This window comes from Gammaproteobacteria bacterium (assembly GCA_040183005.1).
GTDB lineage: Bacteria > Pseudomonadota > Gammaproteobacteria.
Window position 1 is genome coordinate 1,411,025 of record JAMPIW010000007.1, and the last position, 13,193, is coordinate 1,424,217.

At 55.7% G+C, this 13,193-nt stretch carries 10 protein-coding genes and 1 pseudogene; 1 reads left to right on the forward strand and 10 read right to left on the reverse strand.

Annotated features, from left to right (window positions below; translation table 11 throughout):
- Positions 1-24: 24 nt before the first annotated feature.
- The 7 genes from M3A44_12615 to M3A44_12645 all read right to left on the reverse strand — a co-directional run bounded on the left by M3A44_12615 (position 25) and on the right by M3A44_12645 (position 10,405).
- A complete protein-coding gene (locus M3A44_12615; protein ID MEQ6342456.1) occupies positions 25-1,485 on the reverse strand; it encodes an AAA family ATPase in 1,461 nt (486 codons plus the stop codon).
- Positions 1,478-1,855 (reverse strand): hypothetical protein, encoded by a 378-nt coding sequence (locus tag M3A44_12620; GenBank protein MEQ6342457.1) that lies wholly within the window; start codon positions 1,853-1,855, stop codon positions 1,478-1,480. Before M3A44_12620 ends, M3A44_12615 begins: the two co-directional genes overlap by 8 nt.
- A 494-nt stretch (positions 1,856-2,349) precedes the next feature.
- The gene (locus M3A44_12625) at positions 2,350-3,198 is read right to left on the reverse strand and encodes a response regulator (protein ID MEQ6342458.1); all 849 of its coding nucleotides are present in this window, start codon (positions 3,196-3,198) and stop codon (positions 2,350-2,352) included.
- A gap of 54 nt (positions 3,199-3,252) precedes the next feature.
- Positions 3,253-4,209: a diguanylate cyclase gene (locus M3A44_12630; GenBank protein ID MEQ6342459.1), complete on the reverse strand. Its 957-nt coding sequence runs from the start codon at positions 4,207-4,209 to the stop codon at positions 3,253-3,255.
- Positions 4,209-6,521 (reverse strand): CHASE3 domain-containing protein, encoded by a 2,313-nt coding sequence (locus tag M3A44_12635; protein MEQ6342460.1) that lies wholly within the window; start codon positions 6,519-6,521, stop codon positions 4,209-4,211. Before M3A44_12635 ends, M3A44_12630 begins: the two co-directional genes overlap by 1 nt.
- 181 nt (positions 6,522-6,702) lie before the next feature.
- Positions 6,703-9,258, reverse strand: a complete 2,556-nt coding sequence (locus M3A44_12640; GenBank protein MEQ6342461.1) for a PAS domain S-box protein — start codon at positions 9,256-9,258, stop codon at positions 6,703-6,705.
- Between the two features lie 385 nt (positions 9,259-9,643).
- Positions 9,644-10,405 carry a Crp/Fnr family transcriptional regulator gene (locus tag M3A44_12645; GenBank protein ID MEQ6342462.1) on the reverse strand — a complete coding sequence of 254 codons (762 nt, stop codon included), beginning with the start codon at positions 10,403-10,405 and terminating at the stop codon, positions 9,644-9,646.
- 499 nt (positions 10,406-10,904) lie between these two features.
- Between M3A44_12645 and M3A44_12650 the strand changes: the two genes are divergently transcribed.
- Positions 10,905-11,105 (forward strand): hypothetical protein, encoded by a 201-nt coding sequence (locus tag M3A44_12650; protein ID MEQ6342463.1) that lies wholly within the window; start codon positions 10,905-10,907, stop codon positions 11,103-11,105.
- Positions 11,106-11,452: 347 nt separating this feature from the next.
- On the opposite strand, the gene M3A44_12655 is transcribed toward M3A44_12650, so the two are convergent.
- From M3A44_12655 to M3A44_12665, 3 genes and pseudogenes are all read right to left on the reverse strand, one after another.
- On the reverse strand, positions 11,453-12,223 hold the full coding sequence (locus M3A44_12655) for a zinc-dependent peptidase (GenBank protein MEQ6342464.1): 771 nt from the start codon (positions 12,221-12,223) through the stop codon (positions 11,453-11,455).
- A gap of 53 nt (positions 12,224-12,276) precedes the next feature.
- A complete protein-coding gene (locus M3A44_12660; protein ID MEQ6342465.1) occupies positions 12,277-12,639 on the reverse strand; it encodes an aquaporin in 363 nt (120 codons plus the stop codon).
- A gap of 13 nt (positions 12,640-12,652) precedes the next feature.
- A pseudogene (locus M3A44_12665) lies at positions 12,653-13,153 on the reverse strand (polyphosphate kinase 2 family protein).
- Positions 13,154-13,193: the final 40 nt, after the last annotated feature.

Consider the following 13,193-nt stretch of genomic DNA (forward strand, 5'->3'; position numbering starts at 1 on the left):
CGCTCTCAAAACTGATCGTCCTGGCTACGGACTGACCGTGGGCCGGCCAGACATAATTCCTTCATACCCAGATAAGGTCTCGCCAATAATGATGCCCGCATCTGTAATGTTAAACAATCGAATCTCCTTGCTGTGCTCACTGTCACGGACCTTAACGACCGAGAAAACGCGTTTGAATTGTCCACCGATTTCGATATAGCGCAGCACGATAATGGCGTCGGCGAGAAAAGCACTGCCAAAGGGGCTAAAGCGCAAATCGGTGTAGCGGTCTTCCAGTTCCGAGGTCATTAATATGGTCATGCCCAGGTTGGTCAGCTCAGCAACCATCCGGTACAGCGAGCCGCGAAAATCTTCTCTAAACTCGGGCGCCAGCGCCAGCTCGAATCCAGACAATGAGTCGATGACGACACGCTTTGCCTGCATGCGATTAATCATGGCAATCAAATCATGCAAGGTTTCATCAATCGACAAATCCAGCGAACGCGTATCGATCACCCCCACCTGCCCCGCCTTGACCAGCGCATTCAATTTACTGCCCAGCAGTTGGCTGGGGCTCTTTTCAAACGCCGCAATCACACCGGGTTCACCCCTGCGTACACCTTCGGCGAGAAAGTCCGTCGCCAATATGGTTTTCCCGCAACCGGAGGGCCCAACCACGAGTAGCGAATAGCCAGCCGGCAAACCGCCACCCAGCATCTCATCCAGCCCAGCTGTTCCCATCGAAACACGCTCTTTTTCAGTGGATACATTGATTGCTGAAGTAATTGCTGTGCCATGCTGGATAATTGCACGCGGGAAAACCTGAATGCCTGCATCACTGATGCGGAAGGTATGCAAACCCGGCGCCTGTGCTTGACCACGCATTTTGACGACTTGCATCTTGCGCACCATGGAATTGTGGTGCAAATTTTGCGACAACCAGAGGATACCATCGGCCACAGTAAAGACCGGGCTGGACTCCGCTTCCGGCATTAAATATTCACCGATTAAAAACGTAGTTGCTTGCCAGCTCGTCATTTGTATACCCAGTTGCTGCACGAACCGTTGCAGCCCGGAAGCGCCCTGCTCTTCCTGCTTCGCCGACTGCGCGACGGATCGAAACGAATCGACAAAAACAAAGCTGGGAGAATACGCTTTCACCTCTTCGGCAATACGCGACAATACCCGGTCAAAATCGCCGTCCAGGAGATCTGCAGAGAGATTGACGAAGCGGATCGATTCGTTGACTTTATCTATATCAAAAAACGGAAATTGTTGTTGATAACGGAGCATCTTCAAAGGCGGCTCCCCAAGCACAGTGAAAAACAGCGCCCGATTATCCGGGTTTGCCAGCGAGAACATGATCTGGTGGGCGAGCGTGGTTTTTCCGCTGCCCGGCGTGCCCGCAATCAGGTTAAACGAGAATTCCGGCAGGCCGCCACCCAACAGGTTGTCCAGCCCCGGTACGCCTGTGGGCAGACGACGTATGCTTACCTTTTTACTCATGTTTGAATTCCTTGTCGGCCCCATGCGAGGCGTCAGTGCCCCATGCCGAACGTAAAATACGGGTCGTTAACTGCTCGCCAATTAATGAGGCCACGATGTCGGTGAAAGTAATCAGTAGCAGAGTGTTGGCTGCGCTGGCTTGCGCAGATGGTTGTCCTTCAAGGCACATTTTTAATGCCGCGAAGCGGTGATCAGTCTGGGGTGACAGTGCGATGGCCTCAAGCCAGGGAAATGTGGACTGGGCAATAAATACACTTCTCGCGTAAAGTGAATTTAAACCCCCTTCGCCGACGATCGAAATGATTTGGGTCGCCATCTGCTCCCATAAGATAATCGCAGCATCCTCAATTTTTTCAGGGGGCTGTGTCATGAGACTTTCGATTATATGGTGTCGCACAAATCACTCGCTTCCATGAGAGAAATACTGACGGTCGGTTGATGGAGAAACGCCAATGGAATAAAGTCGCTGTTTAGATCTGGCCTTATGTATATGGCATGAATTTAGATCAGTTACACAAGAAGTTTACACTGAATCAGTACCTGTGCCGCAATGTTTATGTGCGCCATTCTTCTGCGAGACTATGACCTCTACGGCCAAAAAGCCTTGCGAATTGTAAGTATAATCGTCAGGGCACCTCTAATAATTCGTCATTCCCGCGAAGGCGGGAATCCAGAAGTTATTGATTTATCATCTGTTTCAGAATGCTGGATTCCCGCCTTCGCGGGAATGACGGAAATTTGAATTTTTAGAGGTGCCCGTCAGTGATTGTCTAGGGAAACGCAAAATAGAAGCCCGCTTTTTACCCTTCGTTTTTTTGCTATGTGGAAACGCAGCAAGTGCTTGGGGTGGATCATTCCGCCCATTTATGATGCAGGCGGGTGAGCGGTATCGCGCATGATCCCGGTAACGTCCCTGCCCACGCCGCGATAACCGGTAAAGCGGCCGGATGCGTCGAACATCGGCTCGCCGCTCACCTGAAAATATTGGCGCGCACCATCGCCATCGATCCGGCTATAGACGTAATCCAGGAACGGCTGCCGCGTCGCCATGTATGCTTCTAGCGCCGAGCGCTCGGCCTCATTCCAGCGCGCCACCTGCGCTTCCTTGGTTTCGCCGAGCAAGGTATCGACCGGGATGCCGAGCATCTCCAGCGCTGGGCCATAAACCTTGGTGAAATGCCCGTTCTGGTCCTGCTCCCAGTACCAGTCGGATGCCAATTCCGTCAAACGACGAAAGCGCGCCTCGCTTTCGCGCAGTTCGGCCGTGCGTTTCAGCACTGTTTGTTCCAGCGCTTTGTTGTAATGCTCGAGTTGCTTGTACAGCAACCGCACTTCCAGCATGTTGTGAATACGCGTCTTGACTTCGATCAGGTCAAACGGTTTGGCGACGAAATCCTTCGCGCCGGTAGCCAGCGCCCGCAGCTTGTGGCCCGGTTGGGCCGTAATCACGAGTATCGGAACATAATCATTGGTTTCGATTTCCTTCAGGCCTTCCATCACCTGGAAGCCGTTCATGCCGGGCATGTGCAGATCAAGCAAAATCAGGTCGTAGTGGTTGGCTCGATGCAGCGCGCAGACGGTATACGGATCCATCGTCGATGTTATGCGCCGATATCCGACTTCACGCAGCATTTGCTCCAGCAACTGCACATTGGCTTCCTGATCGTCTACGATCAGAATGCTGGCGTTAAGAATATCAGCGGCACTCACCATACTATTCACTTTCTTTCCTTTGCGCTAGGCGCAGTCTTATGAGGATCCGTTATGTCAACTACGCGCAATCGCTAACGGGTCGGTGCACACTGCAATGCGATAATCGTTCTTGCCTGTGAGCTTAGCTTCATACAAGGCCAGATCCGCGCTTTTCATCAGCGTCTCCACCTCCTCGCCATGCGTGGGATAAATGCCGACACCGGCGCTGGCGGTCATGCGCACGCAGCGGCCTTCAATGCTATAGGGTTGTGACACGGCCTGTATCACTTTTGACACCAGCTTGATCACACCGTCTGCATGGTTTACTTCCCAGAACGCGATCACGAATTCGTCGCCACCCAAGCGCGCCACTGTGTCCTCTTGACGCACCACAGCCGCCAGGCGATCGGCAACCATCCTCAGCAGCGTGTCGCCCGCATCGTGGCCCAATGTGTCATTGATCTGCTTAAACCCATCCAAATCCAAATACATCACCGCCATCGTACTTTTGTTCCTGTGCGCATGCGCGATGGCCAGGGAGAGTCTATCCATTAAAAGCCGTCTATTCGGCAGCCCGGTTAGCGCGTCATGCAGCGCCATGGATTCCAGCGCACGGCTGTAATGCTCGAGTTGCTTGTACAACAAACGCACTTCCAGCATGTTGTGAATGCGCGTATTGGCTTCCATCAGATTAAATGGTTTGCTGATAAAGTCCTTCGCTCCAGAGGCCAGCGCCCGCAGCATGTGGTCCGGTTGGGCTGTGATCACGAGCACCGGAAGGTAGCCGTCGGTTTCGATTTCCTTTAGGCGTTCCATCACCTGGAAGCCATCCATGCCGGGCATCAGCAGATCAAGCAGAATCAGGTCGTAGTGGTTGTCGCGATGCAGCGCGCAGACGGCATGCGGATCCATCGTCGACGTTATGCACCGATAGCCGGCTTCACGCAGCATTTGCTCCAGCAGCAGCACATTGGCTTGCTGATCATCTACGATCAGGATACTGGCGTTAAGAATATCGGCGGGGCTAATCATCACAGGGGTACTGGCACAACTGCGCCGTCCATTCCTGTTTGCGCAAGCTCCAGTGCCATGTCCAGCGCCTCCATGAACTCGTTGACTTTGATCGGCTTGGTGAGATAGCGGAAGAATCCTGCCGCCAGGCCTTTCTCGATATCGCGTGGCATGGCATTGGCACTGATGGCAAGCACCGGGATGTGTGCCGTTACCGGATCTTCACGCAGGATTTTTAGCGCCTGGATACCGCTGATGCCAGGCAGATTGATGTCCATCAGGATCACCTCCGGCTGATAGGTGCGCGCCAGCGCGATGCCACGATTGCCATCGCGCGCACTCAGCATGCGTAGCTGAGGGTGATCCTCGATGATGTGCTCGACCAGCATCAGGTTGGCCGGATTGTCTTCCACATAGAGCAGGGTGCGCAGCGGCGCGTTTCCCTGCGTCTGCGGCACACGTTCTGCAGGCATGGCCTGTCTCGCGGCCAGTTGCGGCGTCACGTCCCGGATCAGTTCGATCCAGAATTCGCTGCCCACGCCGACGGTGCTTTCAACACCGACGGTGCCGCCCATCAGTTCGACCAGCCGTTTGGTGACCGCCAGGCCGATGCCCGTCCCTTCCTCGGCGCCGGCCTCCTGCCCGAGACGATTGAATGGCTGGAATAGCTGCGCCATTTTTTCTACAGACAATCCCGCGCCGCTGTCCTTGATGCTGATGCGGATGCGTTCCGGAGTGCGCGCGGTGCATTTCACCATGACTGTTCCCTGCTCGCGGTTGTATTTGACCGCATTGGACAACAGGTTGATCAGAACCTGCTTGACGCGCGTTCGATCGGCCCTGGCATACCAATCCGGATCGAATGGCAGAAAGTTGATGTGGATGCCGCGTTGTTGCGCCTGCGGTTCGATCATGGCCTGGCATTCGCGCATGACATCGATCAGCGACACCGGTTCTCCCGACAGCGACAGCTTGCCGGACTCGATCACCGCGAGATCGAGAATTTCGTTAATCAGCTCCAGCAGATACCATCCCGCCTTGGTAATCTGGTGCAGCCTGACAAGCTGGGCGGCCGTGGGCGGCGGCGAACCGGCCTCCAGCAACTGGGCGAAGCCGAGGATGGCATTGAGCGGGGTGCGCAGTTCATGGCTCATGCTGGACAGGAAAGCCGATTTGGCAAGGTTGGCTTTTTCAGCCAATCGCCTGGCGCGCTCCAGCTCGGCGTTCTGATCCTGTAGCGCCTGATCCAGGCGTTTGCGTTCGGTGATGTTGGTGAAAAGGACGGCAACTTTGCGGCTGTCCCGCCCGCCAACCCGGAAGGCGTAGAGGTCGAACCAACTGTCATCCAGGGCTTTCGCTTCGTTTACAAAGCGAATCGGTTCGCCCGTCAGCACGACTTTGCCATACGTTTCAAACCAATGCGCTTCATGATCCGGGGCCAGTTCGCGCATCCGTTTTCCCACGATATCGTGCAATCCGGTCTGTTTCTCGAACGAGGGGTTCACTTCCAGAAAACGCCAATCGACTGGCTTGTCGTGTTTGTCGAAAATCATTTCGATGATGCAAAAGCCTTCGTCGATTGATTCGAAGAGCGTGCGATAGCGTGCTTCGCTAAGCTGCAAGGTGACGTTGGCCTGTTGCAGTTGTTTGTTCGTCTGCTCCTGAATCTCGAGCAATTTCTGTGTTTCGAGATGAACTAAATTCTTGAGCCGTAGTTGTGTTTCCCGATAGAACGAATAAGCGAAGGCCAGTGCAAACAGCAGCGTAAACAGGCTGGCGCCAACAATGGCGGCAAATAGATTGCGCATGCTCGACTGGAATTCAGCTTCGCGCTGCGCCAGCATGCCTTCCTCTAGCGGGATGTGGCGGCCCATCTCGGCACGAATCGAATCCATCAAGCGCCGGCCCTGACCACTGCGTACAAGCGCCACCGCGGCAGTTTCGTCATGGTTGCGGCGTAACTCGATGGCCTGCGATATATGCGCCAGTTTGGCATCGACCAGTGGAACCAGTGCGTCCAGGTGGTTTTTGGCTGTAGGAATTAAGGTAAGTTGACGCAGTTCTTGCAGATTGCCCCTGATGCGATCGCGCACCGCCAGATACGGTTCCAAAAAGGCCTCGTCACCGGTCAGTACATAGCCACGCATAGCGGTCTCTGAATCTACCAATGTAGACAGAAAATTGTTCGCGCGGATCAATAAAACGCGGCTATGCTTGCGCATCCCAGCTGCTTCTTCGACCTGTTTGAAAGTCCAGAGCGATACCGCCACCCCCAGCGCAACCAGCAGGGCCGCTCCAGCAAGCCAGGCACCAATTTTATAACCGGCCTTCAAGGAAGATTTACCCCGCGCACAACGGTTGCGGCAACGCCATTGCGGGTGATGGGGGTTCCTGCCGCCCGGCCCATACCCTCTCCCCCACCTCTGATGGAACAACTAACCATTCGACCAAGCCCGCACGCGGGCGAGTCGCTGCTTATCCCCTGGAGGGCGTTGAGAATTGGTATCTCGCTAATCATCGTATTTGTCCGGCTTCATGGGTAGCAACCCCTTCCATCTCGGAAAATTTAAGCGCCTCATCCAGCGCTTCCATGAACTCGTTGACTTTGATCGGCTTGGTGAGATAGCGGAAGAATCCGGCCTCCAGGCCTTTCTGAATATCGCGTGGCATGGCATTGGCACTGATGGCAAGCACCGGGATGTGTGCCGTTACCGGATCTTCACGCAGGATTTTCAGCGCCTGTATACCGCTGATGCCAGGCAGATTGATGTCCATAAGGATCACCTCCGGCTGGTAAGTGCGCGCCAGCGCGATGCCGCGCGTGCCATCACCCGCACTCAACAAGCGCATGTCGGGACGACGCGCGATGAGTTGCTCGACCAGCTGCATGTTCGCCCGGTTGTCTTCCACATACAGCAGGGTGCGCAGCGCTGCGCCATGCTGAACACGCGCCTGAATCGGCGCAAGCGGTTCGCCTGCACCGGCAGCAAGTTGTAGCGCGGCCGCCGAGTTCAGCTCGATCCAGAACACACTGCCCACTCCGACGGTACTTTCCGCGCCAATTTTGCCCCCCATCAATTCGACCAGCCGCTTGCTCACCACCAGGCCGATGCCGGTGCCTTCCTCGGCGCTGGCCTCTTGTCCGAGACGATTGAACGGCTGGAACAGTTGTGCGAGTTTTTCCGGGGACAATCCTTCGCCGGTATCCTGCACACTAATACGTATGCGCTCCGCTGTGTTCGCGCTGCACGTCACTTCGACCGTCCCCCCCGCGCGGTTGTATTTGATCGCGTTGGAAAGCAGATTGATGAAAACCTGCTTCACCCGGGTCCGATCGGCATTGACAAAGTAAGGGCTATCAAACTGAGGAAAGCTCATGCGTATGCCGCTTTTTTGTGTCTGCGGTTCGATCATGGCTTGGCAATCGAGCAGCACTTCGGGCAGCGATATGGGTTCCAGCGACAGCGAGAGTTTGCCGGACTCGATCAACGCGAGATCGAGGATTTCGTTAATCAACTCCAGCAGATACCATCCCGCCTGGAGAATCTGGTCGATGCTTGACTTTTGTGTGGGCGTTGGCAGCGGCGAACCCGACTCCATCAACTGGGCGAAGCCGAGGATTGCATTGAGCGGGGAGCGCAACTCGTGGCTCATGCTGGAAAGGAAATCAGATTTCGCGAGGTTGGCTTTTTCCGCCGCGGCCTTGGCGTTGGTCAGCTCAGCGTTCTTTTCCTGCAGTACCTGATCCAGGCGTTTGCGTTCGGTGACGTCGCGCGCAGCGGCGAACACGCCCTGCAGCTTCCTGTCGCGATCGTAGAATGTGGTCGCATTGTAGGACACCACCGTTTCCTTGCCGTCCCTGGCGCGCGCGGTTAGCTCGTAGTCGGTGACCTTCTTTTCGCTCAGCACCCGCTTGATGCCTGCCTCGGCTCGCTCCGGATCGGTGAAGTAATTCTTGAACGGCGCGCCGATCAGCTCGTCACGTGTGCAACCGGTAAGCGCCTCCATCTGCTTGTTGACGTCTGTAATGATGCCGGACGGATCGGTAGTCATCAGCGCGTCGATGTTGGATTCAATGAGCGAGCGCGTGTAGAACTGCTGGTCGCGCAGCCGCTGATCGAGCAGCTTCTGCTCTGCTTCGACCTGCTTGCGCGCGGTGTTGTCGGTGCCGATCAGCAGATAGCCGATAATTGCGTTTTGATCGTCGCGCAGCGCCGTGACCGACACGACCGCCGGGAAGCGGCTGCCATCCTTGCGGATGTAGGTCAGCTCGTAAATATCCTCGATGCCGCGTGAGGCCTTGAACACCAATGCATCGAAGCCCGGCGCAATCTTTGTTCCGAGCTCGACGCTCAACGTGTTGGCGCGCGCGATAACTTCCTGAGGATCGGAAATGTCGGCCGGGGTGATCTTGTTCATCACGTCGGCGGCCGTGTAGCCCAGCATGCGTTCCGCGCCGACGTTGAAGATCTGGATGACGCCCTTCGCGTCGGTAGCAATGCTCGAGAAATTGGCGCTGTTGAAAATCGCGTTCTGCAGGGCCCCCGCCTTGAGCAGCGCCTCTTCGGCCTGCTTGCGCGCGGTATTATCGGTGCCGATCAGCAGGTAGCCGATGATGGCGTCTTGATCGTCGCGCAGCGCCGTGACCGACACTACCGCCGGGAAGCGGCTGCCGTCCTTGCGGATATAGGTCAGCTCGTAAATGTCCTCGATGCCGCGCGCGGCCTTGAACACCAATGCCTCGAAGCCCGGCGTAATCTTTGTTCCGAGCTCGACGCTCAACGTGTTGGCGCGCGCGATAACTTCCTGAGGATCGGAAATGTCGGCCGGGGTGATCTTGTTCATCACGTCGGCGGCCGCATAGCCCAACATGTGTTCCGCGCCGACGTTGAAGATCTGAATGACGCCCTTCGCGTCAGTTGCGATACTCGAGAAATTGGCGCTGTTGAAAATCGCGCTCTGCAAAGCCCCGGTTTTAAGCAAGGCCTCCTGGCGCCGGAGTTCGGTGATGCCTTCCGCCGCGCCGACAGCTGGGTGGAGAATGACGGAATCGTGGATTGTCTCGGACATGGCCGACCTCTATTAAAGCGCGAATGGGTCTGGCGGATCGCGGAGCCGAAAGGTGCAGGCTGCACCTCACCTACGATATACGTTACACGCTCACCCTGCACAAAAATACATGCACTTTTTCTTGCAGGCGCCGAGGGGTAAACTGCCACATTTATGGCATTCCCAGCCCGCATGTGGGGTGCGAGACCCTTCTGTGGGCAAAAAACCTGACGGCATTGCCGTCTATGGGCACCATTACCGCCCGTTCGTGGGTAAGCGTTGCAAGCCATCTTTGGCAATCAACCTGATAGGCACGGCTCGATCATAGCGGTCAAGCCCTCCGTTCTCCGTGCGTTATCACACATAAGGCGGGGATTTTATGCGGAGCATGAAGCGGGGCGAGGAATTAACCGTGACTGGCTGAGGGAAGTTCCTGGCGATTACGTACATCGCACAGCAAACGATCGAATTCTTTTTTGACCACTGCATAGCATTCACACACGCGCGACTCCAGGCCCGACCGATCAAGCACGGTGATGTGGCCACGGCGATAGCGAATGCACCCCGCTTGCTGCAAATGCCCGGCGGCCTGGGTGATGCCTTCACGCCGCACGCCGAGTATGCCGGCAATTAATTCCTGCGTCATGGCCAACTCGCCCGAGGGCAAACGATCAAGGGTCAGCAACAGCCAGCGGCACAGTTGCTGCTCCACCGCATGGTGGCGATTGCATACGGCCGTTTGGGATATCTGTGTAATCAGCGCCTGGGTGTAGCGCAGCAACAAATGCTGCATGACACCAGCGCGGCGCCCCCCGGTGCGATTGAATTCCTCCATCAGCAACCGCGCCTTCAGTCGGTAGCCATAACCGCCGGTAGACACGATGGCTCTGCTGGGTGTGGTATCCCCCCCCATGAACACCGAAATGCCGACTACGCCCTCATTGCCCACCCCCGCGATTTCAGACGAAGCGCCGGTCTCCATCACGTAGTGCAGTGACACGATGGCGGTCGTCGGAAAATATACGTGCTGCAACTGGCCGCTGGATTCATAAAGGACATCGCCCAGCGGCATCGTGACCAGCTCCAGATGGGGGGCGATATGCTCGAATTCAGCCGTGGGCAATGCCGCGAGAAGATGGTTTTGGTTGGGACTCTGCGGGCTATCCATAAGCGGTCTCCGAATGATCGCCTAAGCGGCATAAACATCACGAACAGTATACACGCCTTGCACCCTTAGAACCTGTTCACAATCTCGATCAAGGGATGCAGCGCAAGGCGGATTTTGGCGAGGAAGCGGAGTTTACACATAGTTTGCCGCTTCCCGGCCCCGCATTCCGAGCCGAAATCCAACGACGCGATGCGCCCTTCAGCGAGATCGTGAACAGGTTCTTAGGCGTGTTACCGCACATAGCTTTTCACCCACGGCACCTTGGCGAGTTGCTTCTCGACACCCCGGGCACTCAACGGGGAGAGCAAGTCGCGCATATCAAATGACGAATGACGGTTGTTTTCATCCCAAAAAATCCATTAGCACAAAACTGCGTCATTCCCGCCCAGACGGGAATCCAGATGATTAAAAAAGTGGGGTATACACGTAAATACTGTGATTTTGATTGGTAAAATATAATTTCGTGAAATTACAATTAGTTGCAATACGAGACGACCACATGTCACTTGCCGCACAACAAGAAAATAATGAAATTTTTATTCTTTTATCAATAAGTTGTATGCGCGATAATATTTACCGCATTTACGTGGATACCCCATTTAAAAAATCTCCCGTGAAGCTGGACAACATCGCGGTTTTGTCCGCTTCGCGGGATGTTTGCCCTTGCTGGATTCCCGCCTGCGCGGGAATGACGGGCTAATGGATTACTTGGGTTCATCGTTGCTCCTAAGTCGTCCTCAGCTAAGGCGCAAGCAGGCCGTTCCGGAAGCACCACAATGTTCTGGCAGGATTTCTCCAGCCGACGGCGGGCTTCATTGCTCGTGAGGCCGCTCGGCGGGACATCCTTGACTGCGCGGACTCGTCGGGCAAAGTGGTTTCGGTGGGCGGCGCGGGTGCAAGGCCGGGCTCGCCACTCACAATCGGTTTGGTTGGTGGTTTCGCGGGACTATCGGCGTTGAGTTTATACATGGGCGCTCCCGCAAGAATATCAATTGGATGAATCTAGCATCAGAAGCAGGGGCAAGCTGTTTTACGGGTAATTAGGAATCAATGCAATGACTCCTGCCGATAAAACAACGCCAGTTGCCGATAGACACTGGGGCACTCCTTTTTTAAAATGTCCGGTGCGGTAAAAAAATACTCGCTCAACACCGCGAAAAACTCTGCCGGGCTGGTGGCGGCATAAGGATTGATAAAGGCTGATTCTCCTGCTGCCACTTGCAAGCACAGTGCATCGTAGGCCGCGCTCATGGCCTCGGTCCATTGTTCGCGATGCATATCACCATGCAGTGGCGGCATCCCGTTGGTTCCCCCATTGAGACCATCCAGCTTATGGGCGAACTCGTGCAGCACCACGTTGTAGCCGGCGCGGCCATGATAGACATCTCGTTCAACGTCATCCCAGGATAAAATCACCGGGCCGCGCAACCATGACTCACCACTCAAAGCGCTTTCTTCATTGTGAACCAGGCCAAATGAGTCCATTTTTTCGTGGTTGCCACGGAACGCACCGGGATAGAGTATGACCTCGATCCAACCATCGAAGTACTCGACTCCGAGGTTCAGAATCAACAAACAAGCCTGGGCAGCCACCGCTACCCGCATCGGTGGCGTCACCTCCAGGCCCTGGACGCCGATAATCGATTTCCGATCAATAAACCACGTCGCCAACTCGCGCAGATGCGCCATTTTCACCGCATCAAGCTCCCTCAACACCAATGCGTGTCGCGTCACATTGTGCCAGATGTGGTGAGGTATAGGATTGCGTCTCAGAATCCTCCGAATGCGCCAGCGCCACAGCGTATTATCTAGTTTCAATGGAGCCATTCCTTTTCAACACCATCCAATTCCATCTGCTCGATTTTCTCCACTTATTTATCCGCTCCTTCCCCGCGTGTCTGCGTCGAATTTTCGACGCCGAGTGAACCTTGCGCCGCAAGCGAACCAGCAGTGGTGGGCTTGCCCTTTAGTATCCACTCGAAAGCGACACCTATCAGCGCGCCCAGTACCGGCCCCACCACATAGATCCACGCCGTGCCAAGGTCGCCACGCACCAGGTCCAGCGCCAATGATCGCACCGGGTTCATCGAGGCGCCGCTGATAGGTGCCGCCCAAAGACCCGCCAGAGCAACGTATCCACCCACAGCGATGGCGCCGTTAGCGCCGATGTTGCGCGCCCCCGCGGCCGTGCCCAGGATCGTGTGCACCAACCCGGCTGTCAACACCACTTCCATCGCCAACGCTGTCCCGCTGCGTAATATCGGCAAGGCTGAATTTCCAGTTCTTGTCCGGTTCGTCGATGCGATCGAGGAAGCGCTTGCGCTGTTCCTCCCTGGACAGGTGAAGAAAGAACTTGATGATCCGCGTGCCGTTACGGGTGAGATGGTTCTCCATGTCGACGATGGAACGATAGCGTTCCTTCCAGACAGACTTCTCGTCGAGCAGGTCACCTGGCAAGCCTTCGCTGCGCAGAATCTCCGGATGCACGCGAACGATCAACACCTCCTCGTAATAGGAGCGATTGAAGATGCCGATCCGGCCGCGCTCCGGCAGACACTGGGTGGTGCGCCATAGAAAATCGTGCTCCAGTTCCGCGGCGCTTGGATGTTTGAAACTGAAAACCTGACAGCCTTGCGGGTTGACGCCGGACATCATGTGCTTGATGGCGCCGTCTTTTCCGGCGGCGTCCATCGCCTGAAAAATCAGCAGCACGGCATGGCAGTTGGATGCGTAGAGAAGTTTTTGTTGATAGTGTCGCCACCTGCATGGCTAACGCCCATTCCGCAAC

Excerpts from the sequence above, each read along its gene's own strand:
- M3A44_12615 (MEQ6342456.1), bottom strand. The coding sequence starts at position 1,485 with ATGAGTAAAAAGGTAAGCATACGTCGTCTGCCCACAGGCGTACCGGGG.
- M3A44_12620 (MEQ6342457.1), bottom strand. The coding sequence starts at position 1,855 with ATGACACAGCCCCCTGAAAAAATTGAGGATGCTGCGATTATCTTATGG.
- M3A44_12625 (MEQ6342458.1), bottom strand. The coding sequence starts at position 3,198 with ATGGTGAGTGCCGCTGATATTCTTAACGCCAGCATTCTGATCGTAGAC.
- M3A44_12630 (MEQ6342459.1), bottom strand. The coding sequence starts at position 4,209 with ATGATTAGCCCCGCCGATATTCTTAACGCCAGTATCCTGATCGTAGAT.
- M3A44_12640 (MEQ6342461.1), bottom strand. The coding sequence starts at position 9,258 with ATGTCCGAGACAATCCACGATTCCGTCATTCTCCACCCAGCTGTCGGC.
- M3A44_12645 (MEQ6342462.1), bottom strand. The coding sequence starts at position 10,405 with ATGGATAGCCCGCAGAGTCCCAACCAAAACCATCTTCTCGCGGCATTG.
- M3A44_12650 (MEQ6342463.1), top strand. The coding sequence starts at position 10,905 with ATGTCACTTGCCGCACAACAAGAAAATAATGAAATTTTTATTCTTTTA.
- M3A44_12660 (MEQ6342465.1), bottom strand. The coding sequence starts at position 12,639 with ATGGAAGTGGTGTTGACAGCCGGGTTGGTGCACACGATCCTGGGCACG.